Here is a 25,863-nt window from a genome sequence, read left to right on the forward strand (position 1 = left end):
TCGGTGGGGCGCCATAGCGTGCTGGGGGCTGGCGGGGGGCTACAGCGGGGCGACGAGGTCGGCCAGCGCCGCCCGTGGGTCGTCGGCCTTCGCGACACCCGAGGCGAGCAGGACCCCCTCCGCGCCGAGGTCGCGCGCGGCCACGACGTCCTCGCCGGTAGAGATACCGGCGCCGCAGAAGACCGAGACGCCCTCGTCGACGGCGTCCACCGCGGCGACGGCGTCCTCGACGATGTCGGGGTCGGCAGCCGAGACGGGCGTGCCGGTGCCGATGAGTTCGGGCGGTTCGACCGCGACGGCGTCCGGGCCGAGGGCGGCGGCGGCCGCGACCTGCTCGGGGGTGTTCCCGCAGACGACCGTCTCGAGCCCCACGCGGTCGGCAGCGTCGACCGCACCGTCGATGCGGTCGAGGCGGAGGCGACGCTCGGAGTGGTTGCAGAGCGTCCCGACGGCACCGGCGTCGGCGACCGTCTCGGCGAGCGCGTGGCCGGTGTTGCTCCCCGGTTCGACCGGGTCGACGTGCTGAGCGAACGTATCGGCCGGCGTGCCGTCGAGCACGTCCGCGACACGGCGGAGGTCGGCCGCCTCGGGCGCGACGGCGATGCGCGCGTCGGTGTCGGTAGCGACGCCGGCTGCGGCCTCGGCGACCGCGACGGGGTCACACGGGTACGTCTTGAGGTTGACCAGAACGAACATACCGGCAGCCCGGCCGCTCGGCGCAAGTAGATACCGCTTCGGGACCGGCGGGGAGCGCCCCGCGGCCCCGACACGACCGCGTCCGGAGCCGTTACCGCATCTCCGACGGCTCCAGACAGTCGTCGGCGTCGACCGTGATCCAGGTGGACATCCGCTCGATGCTGCTCATCCCCGGCGGGTAGACCGTCACCTGGTCGGGTTCACCGTCGTACCGTACCAGGGTACTCGCGAGCTGGGGGAGTTCCTCGGCCGCCGGCTCGCCGGTCGCGTCCCCCGCCTCGCTCGCGGCGCTTCCATCGTTCGTCCACTGTTCACCCGTCTCGTTCGGTTCGTTCATCGACATGCGTCCCGTGTCCCTTCCCCCACGGTCGGGTGGGGTCGCTCCCCGCACGACCGCGAGTTGGTAGGAGGTTCGGGCCGCCGGGTAAGGCGTTGGCGCTTGATATTTACGGGTCGGGGCGAATACCCGTCCATGACCGACCTCGACGGGGCGACGGTCGCGGTGACCGTGGATGGGCAGCAGCGGACGGGTACGGTCCTCCGGACGACGTACACGGCGAAGTACGGGCAGCCGCTGGTCGCGGTGGCGCTCGACGAACCGCTCCCCGACGGGCGGGAGCAGTACCTCGCGCGGGCGGACACGGTCGAACGGGTGTAGCCGTACGGGGCACCGCGAACGGGGAAACCGTCGGGACGCCGGCACCGTGTCGTGCTATCGCATCGACTCGAGGTCGACGAAGGCATCCGCGTCGGCGGTGAGCCAGGTCGACATCCGGGCGACGCTCGTCGTTCCGGGCGGGTAGATGGTTCGGCGGTCGGGGCGGCTCGAGTACGCCACGAGGGTGGAGGCGAGGGGCGCGGCGGGGGCCCGGTCACTCGGGTCCTCCGGGTCCTGTCGGCGGGACGCTGGCATCATCAGCGGCTCCCGGGGCGGGGGAGAAAAACGCTGCTAGGAGGGCTATTGACTGCTCGATACGAGTGGGGAAGCCGGGTCAGTCCTTGCGTTTGACCACGTCGCCGAGCGTGGTGGTCCCGGCCGAGGAACTCCCCTCCCACTCCGTCTCGCCGTCGTCGCCGCCCTCGGTCAGCGTGATGTCGAGGGCGCGCTCGAGCTTGTTCTGGACGGAGTCGCTGGGGAGGACATCACCGCGCTCCAGCTTGCGGATGAGGCTGGCTTTCTCGTTGAGCTGGTTCGCGAGTTCCTCCTGGCTCAGCCCCTCGGACTCCCGGGCCGAGCGGATACGCTGGTCGTAATCCTGCACGACCTCGTCCATGTCGTCGAACATGTCCCGGCGGCGCCCCTTCGAGGAGCCGCCACCCGAGGACGACGAGCTGGAGCTCGAACCGCCCCCGCCGGAACTGGACGAGGACGAGGACGACGATGTCGAGTACTTCGTCGACCCGCTGGAACTGCTCTCGGTGCGGACCTCGGTCCCGAAGTCGGCGCAGTCGGCACAGACATCGAGTTCGGCACCCTCGACCTTCACCGTCTTCGGGGCGCCAGTCTCGGTCCCGCACATCTCACACTGGACCATACCAGGGGTTGGCCACGCCGACGCATAAAACGTGTGCCGCCGGTCCGGCTGCTTCCGGCAGACGAGCGTCTGACATAAACGCCCGTCCGATTCCGGGGACTCGCGGCCACACGGGGGTACGCCAACGGTACATCACCCTGGGACGGCTGTTCGGAGGTATGTCATCCAGTGCGACTGGCTCGACAGAGCGGGACGCGGGGGACGGGACCGACGAGCTTCCGGTGACACTCGACCGGACGGTCGAGCGCCTGGACCGCGGTATCGTGGTCACCTACGAGCTGACCACCGAGACCGGCGCGCCGGCCGCCATCGACCTGACACAGACCCTCCCGGATGAGCTGGCGGTGGCCGATGTCGGCTTCCGGACCGACGCGGCACCGGGGGAGTGGTCGGTCGACGATGAGACGGTCACCGGGACCGGGACGGTCCCCACCGACGAGGCCGTGGAGTACGTCCTTGGGCTGAAACTGCCCGAGGCACCGGACCGCCTGCCGACGTTCCCGGAGCCGGAGCTGTCGGACGCCGAGACGGCGGCGGCCGAGACCACGTCTGAGGCGGGGCCGGACGCGATGGCGACGGCCGATTCCACGGCGGTCCCGGAACCGGACGCGACAGCGACGGAATCGGACAACGGCGACGCGGAGCCCACCCCCGGGGCCGAGGAGCCGACGACAGCAGCCGGCGAGACACCGGCCGACGACGGGACCGACGAAGGGGACGATGACGGCCCCGCGCTCGTCGGGAACACCGACGGCGCGCTGGCGGAGTCCGTCCGGCAGGTCATCGGGGACGATTCCGACGACGGGGACGGTACGCCCGGGGCGACCGCGACGGACGGCGGCCCGGAAACGGTGGAGGCGGGCGGTTCCGAGGGCACTCCGGCACCCCGGGGTACCCCCGAGGACACCGGCTCCGGACTGGAAGCGGCCGTCGCCGCCGTGGAGTCCGAGCTCGACGGCGCGGCGGACGATACGCTCTCGGCGGACGGCGACACCACCGACGAGGAGCCACCGGAGCTGGACCTGTCGCCGCCCGAACCGGATGCCACGGAAGCGGGCGAGGGGGAGGGGACGACGGACGAGGAACGCGGGGCGACCGAGGAGACCGACGCCGACGGCTCGACGGTCGACGCGTCCCACGTCGAGGAGACGACCGGGACCACGGCAGCCGCCGGGGCGGGGGTCGACGAGCTGGCCGACCGGCTCGCGACCGCCGACGAGGCCGACCGGCGTGCGGTCCGGCGCGCGCTCGGGCTCGACGGTGGCGGTGAGGACGACGATGGTGAGGGCGGCCACGGCGGGACGGTGACGGTCCGGCTGGAGCAGCTGGAGTCGCGGCTCTCGGCGTTCGAGGCCTACGAGGACGCGCTGGCCGACTTCATCGAGGACACCGGAACGGTCGAGTCGGTGGCGGCGACGGCGACCGAGGCCGCCGAGGCCGCCGAGGAGCTCCAGGCCGAGGTCGCGGACCTTCGCGAGGAGGTGGCGGCGGCGCGGGAGTCGGTCGAGGAAGCCAGCGAGGAGCGTGCGGCACTCCGCGAGGACGTGGACGCGCTCCGGGCCGATGTCGAGGAGGCACGCGGCCTGCGCCAGCAGCTCCTCGGAGCGCTCCAGAACGCGGACAGCGCGAACGACTCCGCCCCGGAGAGCGCCGGCGGCGGACAGTAGGCAGCGGGTGGTAGACGGCGGGCGGTAGACGGTGGACGGAAGACGGCGGACACGGGCGAGTGAGGGCCGGCGAACGGCCCGCGGCGCTGCTTCGTCGCGCGGGCTACCATTACAACCCATCCCCCTGTAGCGGCGCGTATGCAGGAGACACGGAGGCGGGTGCTGGACGCACTGTCGGACGGCCCGGTGACGGGGCCGGAGCTGGCCGAGCAACTCGATGTCTCGCGGGCCGCCGTCTGGAAACACGTCGAGGCGCTCCGCGAGGCCGACTTCGAGGTCGAGGGGACCGACGAGGGGTACGTCCTCCAGTCCATCCCGGAGTACGGGGGGGCTGCCATCGAGTACGGCCTCGAGGCCCCGTTCGAGGTCGAGTTCCACGACTCACTGGGGTCGACCAACGAGCGGGCCCGCGAGCTGGCGGCCGACGGGGCCACGGACACCGTCGTCGTCGCGGCCGAGCAGACCGGCGGCCGGGGGCGACTGGACCGGGAGTGGTCCTCGCCGGCGGGCGGCGTCTGGCTCTCGGTCCTCTGCCGCCCGGACCTGCCGCCCGCGCAGGTGCCCGTCTACACGCTCGCGGCCGCCGTGGCCGTCACGCGGGCGGCCCGCGAGGCCGGCGTCGAGGCGCGCATCAAGTGGCCCAACGACGTGCTCGTACCGGTCGGCGACGGCGAGGACGCCGAGGAGCGCAAGCTCTGTGGTATCCTCACGGAGATGGAGGGCGAGGCCGACCGCGTCTCGTGGGTGGTCGTCGGCATCGGCGTGAACGTCAACTTCGACGAGAGCGACCTGCCGCCCGAGGCGAACGCGACGACCCTCCGGGCCGCTCGCGAGCGCGCCGGCCACGGGGCCGACGAGGCGGACGTTCCCCGGCGACTGTTCGTCCAGCGGCTGCTGGAGACGTTCGACGAGCTCCGCGCGGCCCCCGAGCGCGTCCTGCCGGCGTGGCGCGAGTACGCCAGCACGCTCGGCCGGCGCGTGCGCGTGGAGACGCCCGGCGGCGAGGTGGTCGGCGAGGCCGTCGACATCGAGTTCCCGGGCACGCTCGTCGTGGAGACCGACGAGGGGACCCGGCGCGTCTCCGCCGGCGACTGCGAGCACCTGCGCCCCGCGGAGTGAGCCGGGCGTGAGGGTGGCAGGTCAGGTCGGCCGGTCGCGGTCGCCGGGGGTCCCGCTCCCGGTGACCGTCCCCGGGTCGGAGAAGGCGCCGCTGGCCGGGTCGGTCTCGGCCTCCAGCAGCAGCTCCCCGTCGATGGAGAGTCCGGTCTCGATGCCGCGGACGCCGGCGTGTGCCCGGACGCCGAGTACACGGCGCTGGTCGGCGGCCTCGACGGTGACCCGGTAGTCGCCCTGCTCGGTCACGATATCCTCGGCGGCGGCGAACTCGGGGCCCGGGACGACGGTGCGGTCCTCGCCGTCACCGAAGACGAGCGAGACGCTCATCCCGGAGTACGAGCCGTCGTCGCCGGTGTCGAACCCCGGCGCACGGAGCGACCCCTCGTACACCGTCCCACCGGGACCGTCGCAGGCCGACCCGTCGGCCGTCGGCCGCGCCCCACAGGAGAGCCGCTCGACGGTGACGGTGAACGTCGCGGTGGTGTCGGGCCGGCCGTTGATGGCGCGGACCCAGAGCGGCCCCTCCCAGAACGACCCACCCGGCGAGTAGGTCGGCGTCCCGGTGTCGGTCGGCGTCCCCTCGAACTCGTCGGCGTAGCGGAGGGTCCGACCGCACCCGGCGGTCACCGTCACGGCACCGGCGGCGAGGAACGTGCGACGGCGCATCGACGACTCCTGGCCGGCTACTCGTCGGACTCGTCCGGAATCTCGCCGACCCGGACCGTCAGCACGGGAACCGGCGACTTCCGGACGACACGCTCGGCGACACTCCCGAGCAGGAGGCGGTTGATACCGCCCCGACCGTGGGTCCCCATCGTGATGAGGTCACACCCACTCTCCGTGGCGTACGAGACGATCTCTGGCGCGGGCGACCCCTCGCGGATGGCGCGCTCGACCGTCACGTCGGGGGCGACGCGTTCGATGGTCTCCGCCGCGTCGTCCAGCGCGGTTTCGCCTTCCTGCTCCAGCATCGAGGCGATCCCCTCGTACGAGGACTCCATCGGGAGGTTGGCGAACGACGCGGTGTTGACGACGTACAGAAGGTGGAGCGTCGAACCGTGCTGGTCGGCCAGCGCTGCCGCGTGTTCCACGATGCGGTCTGTGCCCGGGGAGCCGTCGGTTGGGACCAGGATGTCGTCGTACATGGCGATAATCGAAGCTTGCACGGGTAGGGATTTAATCGTGTGCCACGTTCCACCGGCCCGTGCCACCGCTCTGGGTCGGCCCCCGGTCAGGCGGTTCCGATGCCGTACGTGTGCGCGGGCGGTGCCGGAGGGGCGTGATTTATTACGCCTTCGCGGCCTACCCGGCAGTATGAGCGACGACGAGATTCGACACCGGCGGCTCATCATCGCCGGCACGGGGATGGCCGGGCTGACGGCGGCCATCTACGCCGGCCGGTCGAACAACGAGCCCCTGGTGCTGGAGGGCGACGAGCCCGGCGGGCAGCTCACGCTGACGACCGACGTGGCCAACTACACCGGCTTCCCGGAGGGCATCTCCGGTCCGGACCTCATCAACAACGCGAAGGAGCAGGCCGAGCAGTTCGGCGCCGAGATCGACCACGGCATCGTCACGAACGTCGAGAAGCGCGCGGACGACACGTTCCTGGTCGAGCTGAAGGACGGCACCGTCTACACGGCGGACGCGTTCATCGCCGCCTCCGGCGCGTCGGCGCGCACCCTCGGTGTCCCCGGCGAGGAGACGATGATGGGCTACGGGCTCTCGACCTGTGCGACGTGTGACGGCGCGTTCTTCCGCGACGAGGACATGCTCGTCGTGGGCGGCGGCGACGCCGCGATGGAGGAGGCCCACTTCCTCACGAAGTTCGCCGACACGGTCTATCTCGCCCACCGCCGCGAGGAGTTCCGCGCCGAGGACTACTGGGTCGAGCGGGTGATGGAGAAGGTCGACGCCGGCGACATCGAGATCATGCGCAACACCGAGCTTCTGGAGATCCACGGCACCCAGGCCGAGGGCGTCGACCACGTCACGCTCGCGCGCAACGAGGCCGGCCACCCGAAGGACAACCTCGACGACCCCGGGACCGAGCAGTTCGACATGGACGTGGGGGCAGTCTTCTACGCCATCGGTCACACGCCGAACACCGACTACCTCGAAGGCACGGGCGTCGAGATGGACGACGAGGGCTACCTGGAGACGCTGGGCGGTGACGGCGGCGGGCAGACCCGAACCGCCGTCGAGGGTATCTTCGGCGCCGGCGACGTGGTGGACTACCACTACCAGCAGGCTGTCACGGCCGCCGGGATGGGCTGCAAGGCCGCCATCGACGCCGACAGCTACCTGGAGGACCTGGAACGTGCGGGCGAGCTAGGCGTCGCGGACGCCGAACCCGAGGCGGCTGCCGGCGACGACTGAGCGGAACAGAGAGAAGTCGTGAGCGGCCGCTTCTGAGTTCTCACCGACATTGTCGGCGGATTAGTGGGCCGGTGCCCGCCAGACTATCGAACGGGGGGTGTCCCCGGGTCAGGCCTCGGGTCAGGCCTCGGGCACCCGGGCCAGCCACTGCTCGGGGTTGTCGAGTTCCTCGTCCGTCGGCAGCAGGTCCGGGTCCGACCAGACGACCCCGGCGGCCTCGACGCTCCGGGCGTCGGCGACGGCGTCGAAGAACGCCTTGCCGCGCTCGTACTGCCGGCGCTTCATCCCGAGGCCGAGCAGGCGGCGGAGGAGTTTCGAGAGCGGCCCGCGACCGGAGCGCCGGGCCTCCAGCTTCGCGCGCAGGTCCTCGTACTCGTCGTCGAACGCGCGGTCCATCACGAGCTCGGCGTACCCCTCGACGGAGGTCATCACGGTGTCGAGTTCGCCGATAGCGTCGCGGTTGAGGCTCCCCTCCGTGAGGTCGTCGACGGCGCTCTCCATCCGCGTCTCGAGATGCTCGGACAGCCACGGCGCGGCACCGAACTCGGCGGCGTGGGTCACCTCGTGGAAGGCGATCCAGCGGCGGAACCGCTCGGTCTCCACGTCGAGCGATTCGGCCACGCGTTCGATGTTGGGATGGACGAAGTAGAGCGCGTGGTCGTCCCCGTCGGCGAGCAGCAGCGGGTCGTACTGCCCGAGGACGTTGTTCGCGAGGAAGCTCAGCATCACGGCCATCGACCCGGTGTTCGTCGTGCGTGCGATGCCGAAGGCGTCCGTCTCCAGTTCCGCCAGCGGCTCCATCACGCGCCGGAAGGTCGCGATGTTGGCGTCGATCCAGTGGTGACGATGCTGGACCTCGACGGTCTCGGGGAGGTCGAAGCCCAGCCCCGTCACGTCACGGACGCGGTTACGTGCGTCGCGCACGTCGGTCGCGTACCCCTCGCGCTCGGCCGGCGTCAGCTCGATGTTGCCGGGGCTGACCGTCGCCTTGGCCGCCTCTGCAGCCCCATCCCAGTCGACCGGGCCGTCGCCGCTCCGGGGAGCGTCCGCGACAGCACGAATCGCGCCGAAAATCGTCATACATCCGATAGCCGTGTTCGGGTCAAAGGCCTTCCGGCAGATGGGTGGCTGGATGTTGTGTACCTGGCTGTCGGGTTCGGGTCCCTCGCGCGTTCTCACGGGTTGGTAGCGGTGATGGAGACGCCTACGAAGCCCTCGCGCTCTCGACTCCGCCCCCGGCGACGTAAGGACCGCAGGGCGCCGCGAGTGGTCGAGAGCGCGAGGGCTTCGTAGGTGTTCCTGATGTCGACAGACCAGTCATCAGGGAACATCCAATCATTACAAGGCCCATAATACAAGAAAATCAAACTTTGCTAAGATAATGCCTCCACAAGTATAGGAAATGGATTCTAAAGTGAAATCTCCATTCCGTTCCACTTCCACTCCGGGGTGCCAAGCTTCAGACCCCCCGACCCCCATGGACCCGCATAGATGCCCGAACGCGCGGAACTCCCGGGGGCGCCCGAGCCCGAGGACCGCGTGGTCGCGCACGTGGACATGGACTGCTTCTACGCGGCCTGCGAGCGCCTCCGCGAGCCCGAACTCGAAGGCGAGCCCGTCGTCGTCGGGATGGGCTACGAGCCGGGCGACACCATCGGCGCGGTCGCCACCGCCTCCTACGAGGCCCGGGAGTTCGGCGTCGAGAGCGCGATGCCCATCGAGCAGGCGCTCGAACGGCTGCCACGGCGCGCCGAAGCCGACCCCGAGGCCGAGGATGCGCCCGATTCCGACGAGTCGGGGTTCTACCGGCCCGTGGACATGACCTTCTACGAGGAGACCGCGGCCGAGGTGAAGGCCATCCTCCACGAGGCGGCCGAGACCGTCCGCGAGGTGAGTATCGACGAGGCGTATCTCGATCTCACACCCGAGGGCTGGGACGGCGCTCGCGAGGCCGTCGAGCACCTTCGCGAACGCATCCGCGAGGAGGTCGGCGTCGTCGCGAGCGTCGGCGTCGCGCCGAACATGTCGACCGCGAAGATCGCCTCCGACCACGACAAACCCGACGGCCTCGTCGTCGTCCGTCCCGACGCAGTCAGTGAGTTCCTCGCGCCCATCCCCGTCGACGACCTGCACGGCGTGGGGCCGGTGACGGCCCGGACGCTGCGCGAGCGCGGCATCGAGACGGCGGGCGACGTGGCCGAGGCGGACCCCGTCGAGCTGGAGCGCGAGTTCGGCGAGCGGGGCCGGGAGCTGTACGACCGTGCGCGGGGACGCGACGACCGCGCGGTCGAGCCACGGGGACGGCCAAAGAGCCTCTCCAGCGAGTCCGCGCTGGAGGCGACCGACGACCCCGAGACGAAACGCGACCTCGTGCGCTCGCTCGCGGCCGACGTGAGCGAGCGCGCCCGGGCGAAGGACGCCCTCTACCGCACCATCGGCATCAAGGTCGTCCAGCCGCCGTTCGACGTGAACACGCGCGCTCGGTCGCTCTCGGGACCGGTCGACGACCACGACCTCGTGGAAGCCGTCGCGCTGGACCTCCTCGACGAGTTCGACGACGCCGAGGTCCGCAAGCTCGGCGTCCGGGTGTCGAACCTCGACTTCACGGCGGCCGAGCAGGCGACCATCGATAGCTGGGACGGAGCCGGGACAGCCGCTCGCGGCCAGCCGGACCAGTCGGAAGCGGCGGACGCCTCGCCGGACGAGGAGGTTCCGACCGAGGCGGAGCAGGCGACCATCGGCGGCTGGGAGCACGGGACGGCGGACGACGGCGCGGAGGAGGACTCCACCTGGCACGTCCGTCGGGGACAGACCCGGCTCCCGGAGTTCGCCGAGGAGGAGTGAGTGGGACCGGGCGGAGCGAGGGCCCACGACCGAACGGCGACCGCAGGGAGCCGTGAGGAGTGACGGGTCGGCGATCGGTTCGATGACCGACGGCCTTTCGGCGACGGCCGACCGACAGTCCGTGTGAACAAACTCCCCGTGGCCGGCGAGGACGCGTGGCGGCTTCCGCGGCACGCCCACATCATCGTCTACGAGACCGACGACGGGAACGAGTTCCTCACCATCTACGACTGTGGCGCGGCCCAGAAACCACCCTCCGCACAGGTCATCGGCAATCTGGTCCGCGTCGACGCCGCCCACGAGACCGAGCGCCAGCCGACCGGTTACATCGTCCGGATGCGCGAGGAGTCGCGGCTCGAACGGCTGGACGAGGACCACTGGGTCGTGCGGGCGGAGTGAGCGTCGTCGGAGCGCGTCGGGTCGCCAGCGTGTACCGTCACGGTGCCGCGCCCGAAGGGTACCACGTTTCGACGGCCCCGGTCCCCCTTCGAGGTGCGTCCCGCTCACAGACTGCCCGGGGATGACACTCCCCAAAGACATATGCCGGGTAGCGACGAGCCTCGAACCATGTCGACGCCCTCCACTGAAGAGACGTTCCTGGGTCGGTTCCTGCTTGGATTCGCCGTGATCGCGGCGATGTTCGCCGGCGGCGGTGCGGTCGGCTGGACCCTCCGCGAGGCCGGCATCCCGTATGGCGACTGGGTCGGTGCCGGTCTCGGCGCGCTGCTGGTGTTCGTCGGGTTCGCGCTCCTCTACAGCCGCTACAGCGAACCGGCCGCCGAGTAGGTGCGGCCTCGCGTCACCAGTCAGCTCAGTCCTGGGTCGGGTCCTCGGTCCGGTCGCGCAGCTCCGTCCGGCGGATCTTCCCGGTGACCGTCTTCGGCAGTTCGTCGACGAACTCGATCTCGCGGGGGTACTCGTGGGCGGCGAGTTCGTTCCGGACGTGCTCCTTGATATCCTCCTTCAGCTCGTCGGTTCCCTCGGTGCCCTCGACCAGCCGGATGTAGGCCTTCACGATGGTCCCGCGCTGGCGGTCCGGCTTGGGGACGACGGCCCCCTCGGCGACCGAGGGGTGCTCGCCGAGTGCGGACTCGACCTCGAACGGGCCGATGCGGTAGCCCGAGGAGATGATGACGTCGTCCGCGCGCCCCTCGAACCAGAAGTAGCCGTCCTCGTCGACGTGGCCGAGGTCACCGGAGAGGTACCACTCCCCGTCGGGGCCGTCGACGAAGCAGTCGGCGGTCTTCTCGGGCTTCTCCCAGTAGCCGGCGAAGAAGCAGGGGTAGTCGCCGCGCTCGGCGATCTCACCCGTCTCGCCCGGGTCCAGTACCTCACCCGTATCCGGGTCGACGACGGCCGCCTCGACGCCGGGCAGCGGGCGGCCCATGCTGCCCGGCTTCAGCTCCATCGACGGGTAGTTGTTGATTATCATGTTCCCCGTCTCCGTCTGTCCGTAGGTGTCGTGGATGGTGACGCCCATCGTCTCCTCGCCCCACTCGACGACACCCGCGGAGAGGGGCTCCCCGATGGAGAGCGCGTGCCGGAGGTCGAGGTCGACCCCGCCCAGGACGGACTCGTGCTCGCGGAGCATCCGGTACGCGGTGGGGACCGAGAACAGGACGGTGATGGGGTACTCATCGAGCAGCGCAGCCCACTCCTCGGGGTCGAACTCGTCCTCGTAGGTGAACAGCGAGGTGCCCCAGAACCACGCGCCGAGCGTGTTGATGGGGCCGGTGAGCCACCCGAGGTCCCCGGTGGACCAGTAGAGATCCTCGCCCGGTTCGAGGTCGACGGCGAACTGCTGTGTGGCAGCGACGCCGGCCACCCAGCGGTGCTTGTGGCGGACGCCCTTCGCGGGGCCGGTCGTGCCCGAGGTGTAGTAGAGGAGCGCGTCGTCGTCACCGCTGGTCCGGACGGTCTCGAACTCGTCGTCCGCGGCGTCGACGGCCTCGTGGTAGTCGATATCGCCCTCGCTGGCCTCACCCTCCTCGCTGTCGACCACGATGACCTGCTCGACGCTGGGAATCTGCTCCATCGCCTCGGCGACGGTGTCGCGGTTGCCCGTCGTCGTGACGACCACCTTCGCGTCGCAGTCGCCGAGCCGGTAAGCGATACCGTCCGGACCGAACCGCTCGTTGACACTGCCCCAGACGGCGCCGGTCTTCAGCGTCCCGATGAGCGCGGCGTAGTGCTCGGGAACCCGGGGCATGTACGAGAACACGCGGTCGCCCCGCTCGACGTACTCGTCGAGGACGTTGGCGAAGCGGTTCGACTCCGCCGCGAGGTCGGCGAAGGTGACGGTCTCCTCCTCGCCATCGGCACCGACGTACTGGAGGGCTGTCCGCTCGGGCGTCGCCTCGGCGTGGCGGTCGACGGTCTCGTGCGCGATGTTCAGTTCGTCCGGTGCGGACCAGTCGGCCTCGGCGTACAGCCGGTCCCACTCGAACGACTCGTACTCCTGCTCGTAGTTCGCAAGGTTCGGCTGGGACTCCTGTTGTGACATCAGCGGCGTGTATTGCCGGCTATGTCTTAAACTTCGTTCCACTTCCCGCGACACGAGAAGAGCCGGGACACGCCAGTTCGAGCCGCGTCGGTCGTCCGTCTGACGCGGGTTCTTGTGCCCGGAGCACCCCGCTCGTAACAACATGGGCGACGAGGACACCGAAGCGATTCGGGTCGGCGAGACGAGCGAGGGCGTCGCGGCCGACGCGCCAGCCGGGAACAACGTCGAACTCCCGGTCGTGGAGCTGATGACCGGGCGCGGGTTCGTGACCGGAAAGAGCGGCGGGGGCAAGTCGAATACAGCGAGCGTTGTCATCGAAAAGCTGCTTGATAGGGGGTTACCCGTGATGATTGTCGATATAGATGGCGAATATTATGGTTTGAAGGAAGAATACGAGATTCTTCACGTCGGCGCCGACGAGGAGTGCGACCTCGTGGTCAACGAGGAGCACGCGGGGAAACTGTCCGAACTCGCCCTCGAACAGAACGTCCCCATCATCCTCGACGTCTCCTCGTTCCTCGACGAGTCCGACGCCCGGGACCTGCTGACCGCCGTGGCGCGCAACCTGTTCGCGAAGGAGAAGAAGCTCAAGCAGCCCTTCCTGCTCGTCGTGGAGGAGGTCCACGAGTACATTCCGGAGGGCGGTGGGCTCGACGAGTGCGGGCGGATGCTCATCAAGGCGGCCAAGCGCGGCCGCAAGCACGGGCTGGGGGTGGTCGGCGTCTCCCAGCGCCCGGCCGACGTGAAGAAGGACTTCATCACGCAGTGTGACTGGCTCGTCTGGCACCGCCTCACCTGGGAGAACGACACCAAGGTCGTCAGCCGCATCCTCGGGCGGGAGTACGCCGACGCCATCGAGGGCATGGACGACGGCGAGGCGTTCGTGCTGACGGACTGGTCCGAGCGGGTGCGGCGGGTCCAGTTCGACCGCAAGGAGACGTTCGACGCCGGTGCGACCCCCGGGCTCGACGACTTCGAGCGCCCGGAACTCAAGTCCGTCAGCAGCGACCTCGTCCAGGACCTCGAGGCCATCTCGGAGGCCGAGGAGCGCCGCGAGTCCCGCATCCAGGAGCTCGAGCGCAAGCTCGCCGACAGGGACGAGCGAATCGAGGAGCTCGAAGAGCAGCTCGCCGAGGCGAAGGACCTCTCGAAGATGGCCGAGCGGTTCTCGCGGGCGATGATCGAGCACGCCTCCGGCCGCGCCTTCCGGACGGACGTGACCGTCGGCACCCAGACCGAGATGGACGACTGGCGCAAGCAGGCGCTCCGGGGCGAGCACGTGGAGGCGACCCGGCGGCCGGCCAACCCGACCGACGAGTACCTCGAGGCCGAGGCGGAGGCACTCGCGGAATCTACGCCGGAGCAGGACAGCGCCGCCCCAGGCGAGGGCAGCCCGGCGCCGGACGAGCCACAGACGGAGACGACGGCGCCACCCGGATGGCCGGAGGAGGACGAGGAGCCGTCGAGCGACGAAGGTGAACCGTCCGGTAGCGCGGCGAGCGATACGGGCAACGCCTCAGCCGGGAGTACCGCGGCCGAGATCGACGCAGCATTCGAGGCGCTGACCGAAGCAGGGACCGCTACCGACGAGACGGCGGCCGATGCCACGGAACGGGAGGCGGCGGCCGATACCACGGACACCTCGTCGTGGTCGTCCGAGTCGGCATCGACACCCGACGCTCCGCAACGCAACAGCACCAGCGTCCCGGGAGCGGACGGCGGTGACGACGGCTGGCCGGAGTTCAGCGCGGACGCCGCGGAGTCAGCTACCACGACAGACGAGTCGTCGACCGTCGAGACTGTCGTCGAGGCCTCCGACCCCGGCTTCGAGCGCGAGGTGGTGCGCGAGGTCAAAGCGACCATCCGCGGGTTCGACGAGGTGACCCGGCGGATGCTGGCCCACTATCGCGAACACGGTGCCACCGACCCGGTCGACGCCCACGTCGCGGCGGGCGGTGACGGCAACCGGACCCGCGCGTACAGCCGGAACCGGACGCTCCGACAGGCCGACCTCGTCGCACACGCGGGCCGGGGACGGTACGGCTGTCGGCTCGCCGCCCATCTCCGTGAGGCACACGGCGACCGGCTCTCGGAGGCGGAACTCGCGGCGGCCATCGAGGCGGTCGAGGCGGCGTTCGTCGAGAGCCACGAGCACGAAGGTGAGCCCTCCGACGCGACCGGTGCCGAACGGGCTGGTACCGAACGGGCCGGTGATGATGGCCGGGAGGATGCATCCACACCGAGTGCGGATGGGCGCCAGGCCGAGAACGAGACGACGAGCACAGAGGGCGCGCGTTCCCCGGCATCCGCGGCCGAGAACACTGCATCGGCGGGCGACGTGCTCGCGCCGGACGACGACGCGGAGTTCATCGACGCCGAGGCGGTTCAGGCCGACGAGGAGTCGGCGGGTGGCGCGAGCACGGCGGCGCTGGACGACGACCCGGCCGACGTGCCTCGGGGCACGGAGGACGTGGACCCCGACCAGAGCGTCGTGGACGCCAGCGGCGACGGACACGACCAGTTCCAGCCGCCCGAGGAGCGAACCGCCTCGGACGGCGGCGAATCGGACGACTTCCCGAAGTGGCCCGGCGAGTAAACGGCTAGCAACCCACTCACGGTTCAACGAGTGGTCTATTTTCGGTGTTCCGAAATCGTATAGTGGTAACCCGTCGCAAGCCCGGACACATGGTAGACGCCGACGAACTGTCGAACGAGGACCTCGACGTCTCCGTCAGCGACGACGGGCTGGTGGCGCGCGCCACCATCGACCGGTACGAGGACCGGAACTCACTGAACGACGCCGTCATCGGCGGGCTGGAGGACACCCTCGCGGCGGCCTCCGAGGACGGGACCCGCGTGGTCGTCATCCGCGGTGCCGGTGGCACGTTCTGTGCCGGCGGCGACATCAAGGGGATGGCCTCGAACATGGGTCAGGGTCCGATGGCGTACCGCGACGGCTTCTCCGGGATGGCGAACCTCATCGAGGCCATCGTCGACGCGAACGTGCTCGTCGTGGCGGCCGTCGAGGGGTACTGTCTCGCCGGCGGGATGGGCCTCGCGGCCGCGTGCGATGTCATCCTCACGAGCGACGACGCCACCTTCGGCACTCCGGAGGTCGACATCGGTCTGTTCCCGGCGCAGGCGCTCGTCCCCATCATGCGCACGGTCAACGAGAAGCAGGCGCTGCACCTGCTGTTTACGGGCGAGCACATCGACCCGGAGAAGGCCTACGAGATCGGCTTCGTCACGGAGGTCGTCGAAGCGGACCACTTCGAGGAGGAACTGGACGACCTCGTCGACTCGCTGGCCAACTCCTCGCCCGTCATGATCGAGGTTGGCAAACAGTCCTACTACAACCAGCGCGACATGGGGTTCGACGAAGCGCTCTCGTACATGCGCGAGATCATCTCGCTCATCGCGATGAGCGACGACACCGAGGAGGGCATCAACGCGTTCCTCACCGACAGCGAGCCGGACTGGAAGGGTCGCTGAGACCGCCCTGCCGAAGCATCGCCCGCTAACCACCACGACTCCCCCACGACACCACAATGGCAATCGAGCAGGAATCCGTCAAAGGCAACGACCCGGACAAGGCAATCATCAGTGCGTCGCTCACCGGCGCGCTCACCACGCGCGACCAGTGCGAGGCGATTCCCTACACCCCCGAGGAGATCGCCGAGGACGCCGCCGCCGCCCGCGAGAACGGCGCTGCCGTCGCACATATCCACGCCCGCACCGAGAACGGCTCACCGACGTTCGACACCGACATCTACCAGCAGATCTACGACGAGGTGCGCGAGCGGACGGACATCCTCATCAACTTCTCGACGGGCGCGATGCACGAGCCGGTCGAGTCCCGGACGGAGTACATCGAGGAGGTCCAGCCCGATATCGCGGCGCTCAACATGGGCTCGATGAACTACGCGAAGTACAGCGAGAACCGCGACGACTTCGTCTTCGACATGGTGTTCGAGAACCCGTTCAACGAGATCCGCGAGTTCCTCACCACCATGAAGGAGAACGACGTCAAGCCGGAACTGGAGTGTTTCGACACGGGCCACATCGGCAACATCCGACCGTTCGTGGAGAACGGCGAACTGGAGTCGCCCGTCAACTTCTCGCTCGTCATGGGTGTGCTGGGCGGCATCCCGCCGACGGTGGAGAACCTGGCCCATCAGGTCCGCCAGCTCCCCGACGACGCGACCTGGCAGGTCATCGGCATCTCTCGCGAACAGTGGCAGCTGGTGTCGGCGGCGCTGGCGATGGGCGGCAACATCCGCGTCGGGCTGGAGGACAACTTCTACCTCCCGAACGGGGAGATGTCCACCAATCCCGAACTCGTCGCGAAGGCCGCGGAGATGACGCGCAACGTCGGACGCGAACCCGCGACGCCTGCCGAGGCGGCCGAGCTGATGGAGATAGAGCCACCACACCTCTGACCCCATCTCTGACCTCGGCCGTGACCGCGGCGCGGCCCCCGTTTAGCCGGGGAACGACGCCGCTGTGACGACGCGCACGGTCTTTTACTTCGGAGTCGTTCCCAGTTCGCTGAACCCGTGCAAAAGCTTATCACACCAGCAGCGTTACCCCCGAATGAATGGGTGTCGTTAGCACACCACTGCTGGACGAGGCACGGAGTATCTTCTCCGATCTCGGGTACGAGGTCGAGAAAGAGGGCGAGGAACTGCGCGCGGAGCGCAAGTGGCGGACCGTCTACGTGACGACCGCCGACCCGTCAGAAGCACCGACACACGGTCGGCTCCGGTGTTTCGTGGCCGAGGAGGACCACGCCGCGACGGTACGGGACCGGCTCGTGTCGCTCGCCCCGGACTACGACTGGGCGGTCGTGGCCGTCGACGCCGGGGACTATCGCATCCTGCATCCGAACGCCGAAGCACTGTCGGCACCGTAGCCGACGATTCCCCGGTTTCTCTACCTGTTACCAGATCCATCTCCTAGGCCCACCATTTCGGTCGAATCAGCCACTCTGACGAGATATTCTAGATATATTCCGAGAATCAGGCATATTCTCTCGGTGGGTGCTGAGCCCCGGACCGGCATCGGAGCCGAGGCCCGGAAACGGGCCGGGAGTTGAATATAAAGACCCGCGCAACTGATGGGACAGGACCAATCCATCTGGTACCGTTAGATGGTATCAGACGGGCCACCGCCCGTGAGCGCACCGATGGCACCGAACATCACCTTCACCGCCGCACCGCTGCTGAACCGACTCCGCCGCCGCGTCCGGAGGTGGACCTGATGCAGTTGACCGAGGACCAGCAGGCCTTCAAGCAGGACCTGCGCGACTACCTCGAAACCGAGGTCGAACCTGACGTCGACGAGCTCGACCGGAACGGGCCGATGAGCCGCGACCGGATGCTCGACTACATGGACGACCTCCGGGAGCTTGGCATCGGCCACGACCCCGACACGGTCCAGGAGTACTTCGGCGACCTCTGGCGGTTCGCCATCGCGAGCGAGGAGATCTCGCGTGTGTGGCCGTCGCTGAACGTCGCGCTCCAGATGTCGTTCCCGGCGGTCTTCGTCGAGCACGCGTCCGAGCAGACCCGCGAGACGATGCTCCCCCGGCTCGAGGACGGCCAGTGTATCGGCTGCCTCGCCGTCACCGAACCCGAGGGCGGCAGTGACACGGCCCGACCCAACGTCGTCGCCGAGTACGAGGAGGAGGAGGACATGTACACGCTGCGGGGGCAGAAGACGTGGGTCGGCAACGGCGGCATCGCCGACGTGGCGCTGGTCGTCGCAGAGGACGAGCAGACGGGCGTCTCGGACATGTTCCTCGTCGACTACGAGCACCAGCCCTGGGAGGCAGAATCCATCCAGAAACTCGGGTGGAAGGGCGTCAACAACGCGCGGATGGACTTCACCGGCTGCAAGGTCCCGCCGGAGAACAAGCTCATGAACATCGTCGGGAACGCGATGGCCGAGGGCAACGAGATGACCGACATCGTCCCGTTCCCGGAGAGCGTGACGGACCTGTTCGCCCGGCAGAAGCCGCTGAACGCCACGTTCTCGTTCATGCGGACGGGGATGGCGTTCATGGCGGTCGGCATCATGCAGGCCGCCTTCGAGGAGGCCCTGGAGTACGTCGACGAGCGCGAGACCTTCGGCAAGTCCATCGCCGGCCACCAGCTCGTCCAGGAGAAACTGTACGACATGAATGCGGCGCTCGTCTCCTCGCGGCAGACCGCGCGGCGCGCCGCGGAGGCCCTGGAGGAGGGGGCTCCCGAGGCACGGCGACTCACCTCGCTCGCGAAGGGCTACTGCTGTGAGCGTTCGAAGGACGTCACCGACGAGGCCATCCAGGTGTTCGGCGGCGAGGGCCTGAAGACCGAGCGTCGGCTCGAGCGCTACTACCGCGACGCCCGCGTGATGACCATCCCCGACGGGACCACCGAGATCCAGAAGCTCATCGTCGGGAAGGAGCTGACCGGAACTGCCGCGTACAAGTAGACGCTCCCGGACAGCTGCCGACCGCTGTCGAGAGCAGTTCCCGTCGCTACGCCGAGTACTTCTCGTCGACGAAGTAGCAGTCGATGCTGGCGGAGATGTCGGTCAGCTGCGCGGCGGCCTGCGAGTACTGCATGACCTTGTTCATGTCGCCCTCCAGCTCGAACTTGCCGGACATCATGCCGTCGATGGCGCCGATGTTGCCACGGAGGAGTTCCTTCCAGACGCCGTAGTCCGCGCGCAGAATGAAGCCGGCCTCGACGTCGTCGGGGTCCTCGATGAGGCGGGCGTCCGTACACTCGCCGCCCTCGAGCGCGACGAGCGTGTAGCCGGTGTCGCCGTCGACGTACTGGTCCATCTCCTCGCGGAGCTCATCGGGGAGCGCGTCCATATCGATGTCGTCGATGGGCATCCCCTCGGTGATGAAGAGGAAGTCGCCGTCGAAGCCGACGCCCCAGTCGGCCGCCGCCTCGGCGTACTCCTCGTCGTTGTTGATCGCTTCCTTGTACTGGTCGAACCACGCCTGGCTGGGGAACGGAACTTCGCTCATCCGATACATTCCTCGGGTTACCACCACCTGACCGTTGTGGATTCAATCGCCGGGTGATTTAAGACCACCAGCAGTGGCTGGGTCGGACAGCGACCCTCCGTTCCAGTGCGGTCGTCGCCGGCCGGAGAACTGCCCGGGACACCAACAACAGACCGTTGCATCCGCGCGAGCGCAGCGAGCGCGGTTCCCCGGTACGAGGGCGCGAAGCGCCCGAGTACCGGTTTTTTGGTGCAGATTTTTTGCGTGAGTGGTTCCGCGCCGCAGGCGCGGAACCCGAGCGCAAAAAAGGTGCGTTAGAAGGAGAAGAGGTCGATGCCGCCGGTGACACCGACGACCTGGCCGGTGATGTAGTTGGCCTGCTCGGAGCAGAGGTAGGCGATCATGTTCGCGACGTCCTCCTCCTTGCCGAGCTGGCGCATCGGCGTGGCCTTCGCGATACGGGCGAAATGCTCGTCGGTCTGTTCGAGCATCTCGATATCCATGTCCGCGAGCGCGCCGACGACGATGGAGGGGGCGATGGCGTTGGAGGTGACGCCGTGCTGGGCGCCCTCCAGCGCGAGCGTCTTCGCGAAGCCGATGAGCGCCGCCTTCGTCGCGGAGTAGGAGGCCTGGCCGAAGCCGCCCTGCCAGCCGGCCATCGAGGACATGTTGACGATGCGGCCCCACTCCTGCTCCTTCATCCGGGGGTAGACCTCGCGCGTGATGTTGTACGCGCCGGTGAGGTTGACCGCCATGTCACGGTCCCAGATGTCGTCGTCGAAGTCCTCGACCTTGTCGCGGGCGTCGACCATCCCGGCGTTGTTGATGAGGATGTCCGTGCTCCCCATCTCCTCCTCGATGGCCTCGACCGTCGCCCCGACGTCGTCGCGGTCCGTGAGGTCACACTCGACGGCGAGCGCGTCGCCGCGGTACTCCTCGCCCTCGTTGATCTCGTCGGCGACGTTCTCGGCCTTCTCCTGGGCCACGTCGAGCACGACCACGTCGGCGCCCTCCTGGGCGAGTACGCGGCAGTCCTCGCTTCCGATACGTCCGGCGCCACCGGTGACGATGGCGACCCTGTCCTCGATTCCGAAGTCCATTGCGACCGGCGAATCCCCCGGGCGCCGCTTAAGCGTTTATCCGGCACACCAGCGGCCGTTTATGCCGTGAGGGCCCGGGGACCGACGCGCCAGTCACTCGACAACCACGCGAGCGATGTTTTCTCGAACGGGTGCGAGGGCTCGGACGACGCAGTGTGATCATCCGTCGATTCCGACGACCTCGGCGATCCCCCGGAGGTCCGTGATGACGTGGTCTGCGGCCTCGCCGGCCGCGTCCTCACCGTAGGCGATGGCCGAGAGTCCGAGCGCGCTCGCCCCCTCGATGTCGTGGCCGTAGCGGTCACCCACCATCACGCCCTGCTCGGGGTCGATACCGTGCTCGGCGGCCTTCGACAGCGCCGTCTCGAACATCCGGCGGTCCGGCTTCTTGTAGCCGACCGCTTCGGAGGTGGTGACGTGCGCGAAGTGTTCGTCGATGCCGAGCTGACTGAACATGGACTCGGCCTCGGCCGCGTCCACGTCGCTGATGACGGCCTGGTAGACGCCGGCCTCGTCGAGCGCGCGGATGGTCTCGACGGCGCCCGGTTCCGTGCGGAGCGTGGCGTTCGAGCAGCGGTCGAGGATGGGGCGCCACTCGGATTCGGGCGGCGCGTCGCGCCCCGCGGCCTCGAAGACGGCCTCGGTCGCCACGCGGTAGCCCTCGCTGGCGGTCCGGTACTCCGTCCCCTCCCCGGCACGGAAGTGCTCGCCGAGCGCGGCCTTCCAGCGCTCGCGGGTCGGCTCCGGGTCGAGGTCGTACTCGTCGGCCAGTTCCGCGAGGAAGGCGGCATACCCCTCCCGTACCGAGGCGAGTTCGACGATGACGCCGCCGATGTCCCAGAAGACGGCGTCGTAGCGGCGTTCGGTGTCGGTCATGCCCGAAGGTGGGAGCGGTGGCGTGAAATCGGTGTCGCGTCGCCGCCCCGGCGCAGCCTCGACTCCGTTGCAGCCATCAGCGCGGCCGCCGGCGGGTCACTCTCCACGGTCGCCGTCGAGATGCCGACGGAGCCGTTCCCGCGGCCCGGACCAGTCGACGCCGAAGACGACGGTGGCCGCCAGCAGCAGGGCGGCGAGCCAGGTCAGCCCGGCATCCGCGGCGACGTACGGCGAGCCACGGAGGTCCCCGACCGCCGGACCGACGAGCGCACCGAGGCCGAGACGGAGCACGACGGCGACGGCAGAGAAGGCCAGCACCCGGCCTGTCGATGGTGGGTGGCGTCCCCCCGAGAGGAGTCCGGCGACCGCCGCCGTGGCGACCGACCCGACCGCCGTCGCGGTACCGAACGCCGGCGAGAGCAACAGCGCCTCCGTGACGGCCCTGACCGCTTCGCCCACGGAGAACCCGAGCAACAGGAAGTACGCAACGGCGTACCCGATACGCATGGCGGTTCCGGGCGGCTCGTCCGGCCGGTCGGCAGCGTCGGTCGGGCCGGTCGGGCCGGTCGGGCCGGTCGGGCCGGTCGGGCCGGTCATCGTTCCCCCTCCAGCGCGAAGACGCCGCGCTCGTTCCGGACGTACAGGCGTCCGTCCGCGACCGCGAGCCCCGACGGCCGACCGCCGGGGAACGTCGCCCGGAAGGCCCGTGAGCCGTCCGCAGTCACCAGCGCGGTCACCCCATCATCGACGGGGACGTACAGCCGGTCGGCGGCGATGGCGGGCGTGGCGAAGCCCTGTACCGGTACGTCTGCAGTCCACCGCTCCTCACCCGTGGCCGCGTCGAACGCGGCGACACCTCCCTCGCTGGTGACGTAGACGCGGTCGCCGTCGGTGACGGGACCGCGGAAGGCGTCGGTACCGTACGGTGCCCGCCACAGCTTCGAACCGTCGCCCGTATCGAACGCGTACACCGGGCCACTGGCGACGTAGACGCGGCCGTCCCCGACGGCAGGGGCGCTGGCATCCAACAACGGCAGGTCGAGGCGCGCGGTCGTCCACTCCACCGCTCCCGAACGGGCATCGCGCCCCTGGAGGACGCCGTTGTCGGCACCGGCGGGACTCCGGGCCGTGACGAGGATTCCGTCATCGGGAGCATACGCGAGGGGCCGCGCCACGGTCTCGGTCCGCCAGTACGGCAGGCCCGTCTCCGCCGAGAGCGCGACGAGCCGGTCGGCGTCGCCGATCAGCGACCCGAAGAAGACGGTGTTGCCGACCGCCAGCACCTCCCGGAAACTGCTGTTCGTCCCGTAGGCCCAGTCCCCGCTCCCGGTCGCGGTATCGAGCCCGTACAGGGAGATGTCGGCGGCCGTGAGCGCGTGGCCGGCCGCCAGCTGGGGCCCGGACTGGACGAACTCGTTGGTCCCGTCGCCGAGGAGGTCGCGCTCGCGGTGGCCCGTCTCCCACGCGAGCGACCCATCGCCGGGACGCAGTGCGAACGTGGACGAGGGCCGGACCGCGAGGACATGCTCGGGCGTCGCCACCACGCCCGGCGAGGCGGTCGGGTCGCGTGGCGTCAGGAACCGCCAGCGAACGCTCGCGCCGGTTCGTGGCCCCGGTACGGGCTGGTAGCCGGTCCGTCGGGGGTCGCGCTTGCGGCCCGGCCACGACCCGGTGGGGACGGTCGAATCGAGCCGCATCTCCGGGCGGACTCGGTCGGGGGAGAGCCCCGCCGCGGCGAGGCTGGCGAGGAGCCCGCCGCCCGCGGCGAGTGCGCCGCGGCGGCTGAGGGTGGAGGGCGCCGTCATCGTCGGTCCGTCGCGGCGCTCCGGTATGTGTCTCCCGGCTCCAGCGGTGTGGTTCCCGACAGGCATAAACCGCGACCCGACGACCGCCCGGCAATGGCAGGTTCCCCGCCCGCCGCCCGCTCCTCTCCACCGAAACGACCCCGACGAGGTGGCTCGCGATGAGTCCCGACCGGCTGGCCCTGACGGTCGCCGGCGCCGTGACGCTCCTCCTCGGTGGCGTCTGTGCCGGCGCGGTGCTCCTCGTCGACGAGCCGGCGCCCCCCGAGCCCTACGAGCCGACCGAGAACGTCCCGGCCGGGGCCGACTACGTCGGGACGCTGAACGCGACGGAGTACCGCTCGGACCCCGCCGTCAGCAACGGCACCCGCGCCTCGCTCCGCTTCCAGAGCGCCGTGCAGTTCTACGACGGCCCGCCGCACCTCCGGGCGCTTGCGCTCAGCCCACCGGAGAACGCGTCGCTGAACGCGTCGGCTGCGAGCCACGTCACCTACTTCGGCCGGAGCGGCGAGCCGTACGGCGCCCGGCTCGTCGTGGCGAACTGGACCGCGAGCGACGCCACCGACGCGCTCGCCGCCCGCCGCGACATCGAGTTCGAGACCGAGACACGCCGCGGGTTCACCATCTACCGCTCCGAGCGTGGCCCGTCGGTCGCCGTCCTCGACAACGGCGGCGAGGGCGGCCCGATTCCGAGCGAGGGACCACGCCTCCTCGCCATCGGGAACGGCAGCGCCGTCTCGGACGCCGTCGACGTGGCCATCGCCCGGTCCGACCCGGAGGCCACACCCGAGACGGTCGGGGGCGAGCTACGCCGGCGCTACGCGGACACCGACGACGGCTACGTCCGGTTCGCCTACCGGTTCCGACCGGCGACGGTCCCGGACTACCCGTTCGTCGGCCCCGCGGTCCGCACCGTCGAGTACGTCGGGACGAGCTACACGCTGAACGAGACGGCCGCCGCGGCCAACGGGACGGCGCCGCCCGACATCCGCGTACGTATCCGCATCACGAGTGAGGACGCCGAGAGTGCCGACGACGTGCGCAACATCCTGGGTGCCGGGAAGTCGTTCTACCTGCTCCAGTCCTCGAACCGAACGCTGAAGGTGGAACTCCGGAAGGCCGCCTTCACCGTCGAGGGGCGAACGCTCCTCGCGGACTACGAGTCCTCCCCTGGAGGGCTCCGGGTCCTCGTTCGGGGACTCTTCCGGAACCAGCCCGAACCCCAGTCGCTCACCCGGCCCAGTCCCGAAATCGACACCGCCCGACAGGAGCCTGCATGAGCCTGCGCACCATCCTCCGGAAGGAACTGCTGTGGAGCCGCCACCGGATACTGGCGCTGCTGTTCGTGCTCGTCCTTCTTCCGGGTGCGTTCGCCGGGGCGTCGGTCTTCTTCCAGCACGTCCTCCCGAAGGACGCGCCCGTGGCCGTGGTGGCCGGTGAGGACGTCTCCGAGGAGGAGTACGACGTGGTCGCGGCGTCGTTCCGCCTGTTCTCGAAGCCCATCCAGTACGACTCCGAGGCCGCGGCGATGCGGGACCTCGACCGCGAGTCCGTCTACGCCGTCGTCAGCGTCCCACCCGACCTCGGCGACCCCGAGGTCGAGCGGGTGAACATGACCGTCACCATCGACGGCGACATGACGCCGTACCGGGAGCCGTCGCAGGCGCTCGTGAGCGTCGTCGCCTCCACGATGAACCGGCAACTGGACAAGCGTGTGGTGGTCCAGCGCGAGATCGCCGGCGAGGAGCGCAAGCTCTCGTCGTACCTGCTGCCCACGTTCCTCACCATCATCGTCCTCACCTTCGCGTTCGCGTACCTGCCGTACAACCTCGCCCGCGAGGAGGCCGTTCTCGACCGCCTCCGGGTCGAGACCTCGCTCGATACGGTGGTCGCGGGGAAACTGGCCTTCTTCACCGCCCTGCTCGCGGTGCCGCTGCTCGTGTTCCACGCCGTCGGGCTGGCGATGGGCTACGACGTGAGCCTGCTCGCGCCCGCCGCCGTCGCCGCGCTCGCGCTGACCTTCCTGGCGTGCGGCGCCATCGCGACGGCCGTGACGTTCGCCTCCGGGTTCGGGACGACGGGCCGGCTGTTCAACGTGCTCCTGCTGTTCGCCTTCCTCGGGTTCTCGGGGCTGGTCTACCCGGTCGGCTTCTTCTCGCCGCTCCGACGGGACATCATCCGCCGGGTCCCCACCCACTACGCGATGCTCACGGTCCGTGGCGCCAGCCTCCGTGACCTCCCGGCCGCCGAGTTCGGGCCGTGGCTCGGTGGCGTCGCGCTGTTCGCACTCGCCATGCTCGTGCCGCTGAAACTCTCGCTGCTCGCCTACGAACGGAGGGCCTGAG

Annotated in this window: 27 protein-coding genes; 14 read left to right on the top strand and 13 right to left on the bottom strand. The window is 69.5% G+C overall.

Annotation, left to right across the window (positions count from 1 at the left end; genetic code table 11):
• Nucleotides 1–39: 39 nt before the first annotated feature.
• Both tpiA and NL114_RS19495 read right to left on the bottom strand, forming a co-directional pair.
• On the bottom strand, nucleotides 40–696 hold the full coding sequence (gene tpiA, locus NL114_RS19490) for a triose-phosphate isomerase (RefSeq protein ID WP_254822581.1): 657 nt from the start codon (nucleotides 694–696) through the stop codon (nucleotides 40–42).
• 91 nt (nucleotides 697–787) lie between these two features.
• Nucleotides 788–1,033, bottom strand: a complete 246-nt coding sequence (locus NL114_RS19495) for a DUF7511 domain-containing protein (RefSeq protein ID WP_254822582.1) — start codon at nucleotides 1,031–1,033, stop codon at nucleotides 788–790.
• Between the two features lie 135 nt (nucleotides 1,034–1,168).
• Here NL114_RS19495 and NL114_RS19500 point away from each other — a divergent pair, with 135 nt between their 5' ends.
• On the top strand, nucleotides 1,169–1,354 hold the full coding sequence (locus NL114_RS19500; protein ID WP_254822583.1) for a hypothetical protein: 186 nt from the start codon (nucleotides 1,169–1,171) through the stop codon (nucleotides 1,352–1,354).
• 54 nt (nucleotides 1,355–1,408) lie between these two features.
• Here the strand turns inward: NL114_RS19500 and NL114_RS19505 are convergent, their stop codons facing one another.
• Nucleotides 1,409–1,609 carry a DUF7511 domain-containing protein gene (locus NL114_RS19505; protein ID WP_254822584.1) on the bottom strand — a complete coding sequence of 67 codons (201 nt, stop codon included), beginning with the start codon at nucleotides 1,607–1,609 and terminating at the stop codon, nucleotides 1,409–1,411.
• A 79-nt stretch (nucleotides 1,610–1,688) separates the two neighbouring features.
• Nucleotides 1,689–2,231: a multiprotein bridging factor aMBF1 gene (locus NL114_RS19510; RefSeq protein WP_254822585.1), complete on the bottom strand. Its 543-nt coding sequence runs from the start codon at nucleotides 2,229–2,231 to the stop codon at nucleotides 1,689–1,691.
• Nucleotides 2,232–2,389: 158 nt separating this feature from the next.
• On the opposite strand from NL114_RS19510, the gene NL114_RS19515 reads away from it, so the two are divergent.
• Nucleotides 2,390–3,898: a hypothetical protein gene (locus tag NL114_RS19515; RefSeq protein ID WP_254822586.1), complete on the top strand. Its 1,509-nt coding sequence runs from the start codon at nucleotides 2,390–2,392 to the stop codon at nucleotides 3,896–3,898.
• A gap of 138 nt (nucleotides 3,899–4,036) precedes the next feature.
• The gene (locus NL114_RS19520; RefSeq protein WP_254822587.1) at nucleotides 4,037–5,017 is read left to right on the top strand and encodes a biotin--[acetyl-CoA-carboxylase] ligase; all 981 of its coding nucleotides are present in this window, start codon (nucleotides 4,037–4,039) and stop codon (nucleotides 5,015–5,017) included.
• A gap of 21 nt (nucleotides 5,018–5,038) precedes the next feature.
• Here the strand turns inward: NL114_RS19520 and NL114_RS19525 are convergent, their stop codons facing one another.
• Nucleotides 5,039–5,680: a hypothetical protein gene (locus tag NL114_RS19525; protein WP_254822588.1), complete on the bottom strand. Its 642-nt coding sequence runs from the start codon at nucleotides 5,678–5,680 to the stop codon at nucleotides 5,039–5,041.
• Nucleotides 5,681–5,697: 17 nt separating this feature from the next.
• Nucleotides 5,698–6,159, bottom strand: coding sequence for a universal stress protein (locus tag NL114_RS19530; RefSeq protein ID WP_254822589.1), 462 nt, complete (start codon nucleotides 6,157–6,159; stop codon nucleotides 5,698–5,700).
• 169 nt (nucleotides 6,160–6,328) lie between these two features.
• Here NL114_RS19530 and NL114_RS19535 point away from each other — a divergent pair, with 169 nt between their 5' ends.
• Nucleotides 6,329–7,393: an NAD(P)/FAD-dependent oxidoreductase gene (locus NL114_RS19535; protein ID WP_254822590.1), complete on the top strand. Its 1,065-nt coding sequence runs from the start codon at nucleotides 6,329–6,331 to the stop codon at nucleotides 7,391–7,393.
• A 120-nt stretch (nucleotides 7,394–7,513) separates the two neighbouring features.
• Here NL114_RS19535 and NL114_RS19540 read toward each other — a convergent pair whose 3' ends face one another.
• Nucleotides 7,514–8,473, bottom strand: a complete 960-nt coding sequence (locus tag NL114_RS19540; RefSeq protein WP_254822591.1) for a zinc-dependent metalloprotease — start codon at nucleotides 8,471–8,473, stop codon at nucleotides 7,514–7,516.
• Nucleotides 8,474–8,884: 411 nt separating this feature from the next.
• On the opposite strand from NL114_RS19540, the gene dinB reads away from it, so the two are divergent.
• The 3 genes from dinB (at nucleotide 8,885) to NL114_RS19555 (ending at nucleotide 11,023) form a co-directional block, all read left to right on the top strand.
• A complete protein-coding gene (gene dinB, locus NL114_RS19545; RefSeq protein WP_254822592.1) occupies nucleotides 8,885–10,237 on the top strand; it encodes a DNA polymerase IV in 1,353 nt (450 codons plus the stop codon).
• A gap of 123 nt (nucleotides 10,238–10,360) precedes the next feature.
• A complete protein-coding gene (locus NL114_RS19550; protein ID WP_254822593.1) occupies nucleotides 10,361–10,636 on the top strand; it encodes a hypothetical protein in 276 nt (91 codons plus the stop codon).
• Between the two features lie 168 nt (nucleotides 10,637–10,804).
• Nucleotides 10,805–11,023, top strand: a complete 219-nt coding sequence (locus NL114_RS19555; RefSeq protein WP_254822594.1) for a hypothetical protein — start codon at nucleotides 10,805–10,807, stop codon at nucleotides 11,021–11,023.
• Between the two features lie 25 nt (nucleotides 11,024–11,048).
• Here NL114_RS19555 and NL114_RS19560 read toward each other — a convergent pair whose 3' ends face one another.
• On the bottom strand, nucleotides 11,049–12,740 hold the full coding sequence (locus NL114_RS19560; protein ID WP_254822595.1) for an acetate--CoA ligase: 1,692 nt from the start codon (nucleotides 12,738–12,740) through the stop codon (nucleotides 11,049–11,051).
• A gap of 142 nt (nucleotides 12,741–12,882) precedes the next feature.
• On the opposite strand from NL114_RS19560, the gene NL114_RS19565 reads away from it, so the two are divergent.
• The 5 genes from NL114_RS19565 (at nucleotide 12,883) to NL114_RS19585 (ending at nucleotide 19,214) form a co-directional block, all read left to right on the top strand.
• Entirely contained in the window at nucleotides 12,883–15,336 is a 2,454-nt protein-coding gene (locus NL114_RS19565) for a helicase HerA domain-containing protein (RefSeq protein ID WP_254822596.1), read from the top strand.
• Between the two features lie 89 nt (nucleotides 15,337–15,425).
• Nucleotides 15,426–16,232 (top strand): enoyl-CoA hydratase/isomerase family protein, encoded by an 807-nt coding sequence (locus tag NL114_RS19570; RefSeq protein ID WP_254822597.1) that lies wholly within the window; start codon nucleotides 15,426–15,428, stop codon nucleotides 16,230–16,232.
• A 56-nt stretch (nucleotides 16,233–16,288) separates the two neighbouring features.
• A complete protein-coding gene (locus tag NL114_RS19575; protein ID WP_254822598.1) occupies nucleotides 16,289–17,179 on the top strand; it encodes a beta-keto acid cleavage family enzyme in 891 nt (296 codons plus the stop codon).
• A 158-nt stretch (nucleotides 17,180–17,337) separates the two neighbouring features.
• Complete coding sequence (locus NL114_RS19580) at nucleotides 17,338–17,652, top strand: DUF7116 family protein (protein WP_254822599.1); 315 nt, start codon at nucleotides 17,338–17,340, stop codon at nucleotides 17,650–17,652.
• Nucleotides 17,653–17,999: 347 nt separating this feature from the next.
• Complete coding sequence (locus tag NL114_RS19585; protein ID WP_254822600.1) at nucleotides 18,000–19,214, top strand: acyl-CoA dehydrogenase family protein; 1,215 nt, start codon at nucleotides 18,000–18,002, stop codon at nucleotides 19,212–19,214.
• A 46-nt stretch (nucleotides 19,215–19,260) separates the two neighbouring features.
• On the opposite strand, the gene NL114_RS19590 is transcribed toward NL114_RS19585, so the two are convergent.
• The 5 genes from NL114_RS19590 to NL114_RS19610 all read right to left on the bottom strand — a co-directional run bounded on the left by NL114_RS19590 (nucleotide 19,261) and on the right by NL114_RS19610 (nucleotide 23,521).
• Nucleotides 19,261–19,761 carry an SCP2 sterol-binding domain-containing protein gene (locus NL114_RS19590; protein ID WP_254822601.1) on the bottom strand — a complete coding sequence of 167 codons (501 nt, stop codon included), beginning with the start codon at nucleotides 19,759–19,761 and terminating at the stop codon, nucleotides 19,261–19,263.
• Between the two features lie 293 nt (nucleotides 19,762–20,054).
• Complete coding sequence (locus tag NL114_RS19595; protein ID WP_254822602.1) at nucleotides 20,055–20,840, bottom strand: SDR family NAD(P)-dependent oxidoreductase; 786 nt, start codon at nucleotides 20,838–20,840, stop codon at nucleotides 20,055–20,057.
• 159 nt (nucleotides 20,841–20,999) lie between these two features.
• A complete protein-coding gene (locus NL114_RS19600) occupies nucleotides 21,000–21,716 on the bottom strand; it encodes an HAD family hydrolase (RefSeq protein ID WP_254822603.1) in 717 nt (238 codons plus the stop codon).
• A gap of 96 nt (nucleotides 21,717–21,812) precedes the next feature.
• The gene (locus NL114_RS19605) at nucleotides 21,813–22,313 is read right to left on the bottom strand and encodes a hypothetical protein (RefSeq protein ID WP_254822604.1); all 501 of its coding nucleotides are present in this window, start codon (nucleotides 22,311–22,313) and stop codon (nucleotides 21,813–21,815) included.
• Nucleotides 22,310–23,521: a PQQ-binding-like beta-propeller repeat protein gene (locus NL114_RS19610; RefSeq protein ID WP_254822605.1), complete on the bottom strand. Its 1,212-nt coding sequence runs from the start codon at nucleotides 23,519–23,521 to the stop codon at nucleotides 22,310–22,312. Before NL114_RS19610 ends, NL114_RS19605 begins: the two co-directional genes overlap by 4 nt.
• Before the next feature lie 158 nt (nucleotides 23,522–23,679).
• On the opposite strand from NL114_RS19610, the gene NL114_RS19615 reads away from it, so the two are divergent.
• The gene (locus tag NL114_RS19615) at nucleotides 23,680–24,798 is read left to right on the top strand and encodes a hypothetical protein (RefSeq protein ID WP_254822606.1); all 1,119 of its coding nucleotides are present in this window, start codon (nucleotides 23,680–23,682) and stop codon (nucleotides 24,796–24,798) included.
• Nucleotides 24,795–25,862: an ABC transporter permease gene (locus NL114_RS19620; protein ID WP_254822607.1), complete on the top strand. Its 1,068-nt coding sequence runs from the start codon at nucleotides 24,795–24,797 to the stop codon at nucleotides 25,860–25,862. The genes NL114_RS19615 and NL114_RS19620 overlap by 4 nt, the downstream gene beginning before the upstream one ends.
• The last annotated feature ends 1 nt before the right edge of the window (nucleotide 25,863 follow it).

The organism is Haloglomus halophilum (assembly GCF_024298885.1).
Taxonomy (GTDB): domain Archaea; phylum Halobacteriota; class Halobacteria; order Halobacteriales; family Haloarculaceae; genus Haloglomus; species Haloglomus halophilum.

What these genes read in the sequence shown, in the direction of transcription:
- tpiA (WP_254822581.1), bottom strand. Translation starts at nt 696, where the DNA reads ATGTTCGTTCTGGTCAACCTCAAGACGTACCCGTGTGACCCCGTCGCG.
- NL114_RS19495 (WP_254822582.1), bottom strand. Translation starts at nt 1,033, where the DNA reads ATGAACGAACCGAACGAGACGGGTGAACAGTGGACGAACGATGGAAGC.
- NL114_RS19500 (WP_254822583.1), top strand. Translation starts at nt 1,169, where the DNA reads ATGACCGACCTCGACGGGGCGACGGTCGCGGTGACCGTGGATGGGCAG.
- NL114_RS19505 (WP_254822584.1), bottom strand. Translation starts at nt 1,609, where the DNA reads ATGCCAGCGTCCCGCCGACAGGACCCGGAGGACCCGAGTGACCGGGCC.
- NL114_RS19510 (WP_254822585.1), bottom strand. Translation starts at nt 2,231, where the DNA reads ATGGTCCAGTGTGAGATGTGCGGGACCGAGACTGGCGCCCCGAAGACG.
- NL114_RS19515 (WP_254822586.1), top strand. Translation starts at nt 2,390, where the DNA reads ATGTCATCCAGTGCGACTGGCTCGACAGAGCGGGACGCGGGGGACGGG.
- NL114_RS19520 (WP_254822587.1), top strand. Translation starts at nt 4,037, where the DNA reads ATGCAGGAGACACGGAGGCGGGTGCTGGACGCACTGTCGGACGGCCCG.
- NL114_RS19525 (WP_254822588.1), bottom strand. Translation starts at nt 5,680, where the DNA reads ATGCGCCGTCGCACGTTCCTCGCCGCCGGTGCCGTGACGGTGACCGCC.
- NL114_RS19530 (WP_254822589.1), bottom strand. Translation starts at nt 6,159, where the DNA reads ATGTACGACGACATCCTGGTCCCAACCGACGGCTCCCCGGGCACAGAC.
- NL114_RS19535 (WP_254822590.1), top strand. Translation starts at nt 6,329, where the DNA reads ATGAGCGACGACGAGATTCGACACCGGCGGCTCATCATCGCCGGCACG.
- NL114_RS19540 (WP_254822591.1), bottom strand. Translation starts at nt 8,473, where the DNA reads ATGACGATTTTCGGCGCGATTCGTGCTGTCGCGGACGCTCCCCGGAGC.
- dinB (WP_254822592.1), top strand. Translation starts at nt 8,885, where the DNA reads ATGCCCGAACGCGCGGAACTCCCGGGGGCGCCCGAGCCCGAGGACCGC.
- NL114_RS19555 (WP_254822594.1), top strand. Translation starts at nt 10,805, where the DNA reads ATGTCGACGCCCTCCACTGAAGAGACGTTCCTGGGTCGGTTCCTGCTT.
- NL114_RS19560 (WP_254822595.1), bottom strand. Translation starts at nt 12,740, where the DNA reads ATGTCACAACAGGAGTCCCAGCCGAACCTTGCGAACTACGAGCAGGAG.
- NL114_RS19565 (WP_254822596.1), top strand. Translation starts at nt 12,883, where the DNA reads ATGGGCGACGAGGACACCGAAGCGATTCGGGTCGGCGAGACGAGCGAG.
- NL114_RS19570 (WP_254822597.1), top strand. Translation starts at nt 15,426, where the DNA reads ATGGTAGACGCCGACGAACTGTCGAACGAGGACCTCGACGTCTCCGTC.
- NL114_RS19575 (WP_254822598.1), top strand. Translation starts at nt 16,289, where the DNA reads ATGGCAATCGAGCAGGAATCCGTCAAAGGCAACGACCCGGACAAGGCA.
- NL114_RS19580 (WP_254822599.1), top strand. Translation starts at nt 17,338, where the DNA reads ATGGGTGTCGTTAGCACACCACTGCTGGACGAGGCACGGAGTATCTTC.
- NL114_RS19585 (WP_254822600.1), top strand. Translation starts at nt 18,000, where the DNA reads ATGCAGTTGACCGAGGACCAGCAGGCCTTCAAGCAGGACCTGCGCGAC.
- NL114_RS19590 (WP_254822601.1), bottom strand. Translation starts at nt 19,761, where the DNA reads ATGAGCGAAGTTCCGTTCCCCAGCCAGGCGTGGTTCGACCAGTACAAG.
- NL114_RS19595 (WP_254822602.1), bottom strand. Translation starts at nt 20,840, where the DNA reads ATGGACTTCGGAATCGAGGACAGGGTCGCCATCGTCACCGGTGGCGCC.
- NL114_RS19600 (WP_254822603.1), bottom strand. Translation starts at nt 21,716, where the DNA reads ATGACCGACACCGAACGCCGCTACGACGCCGTCTTCTGGGACATCGGC.
- NL114_RS19605 (WP_254822604.1), bottom strand. Translation starts at nt 22,313, where the DNA reads ATGACCGGCCCGACCGGCCCGACCGGCCCGACCGGCCCGACCGGCCCG.
- NL114_RS19610 (WP_254822605.1), bottom strand. Translation starts at nt 23,521, where the DNA reads ATGACGGCGCCCTCCACCCTCAGCCGCCGCGGCGCACTCGCCGCGGGC.
- NL114_RS19615 (WP_254822606.1), top strand. Translation starts at nt 23,680, where the DNA reads ATGAGTCCCGACCGGCTGGCCCTGACGGTCGCCGGCGCCGTGACGCTC.
- NL114_RS19620 (WP_254822607.1), top strand. Translation starts at nt 24,795, where the DNA reads ATGAGCCTGCGCACCATCCTCCGGAAGGAACTGCTGTGGAGCCGCCAC.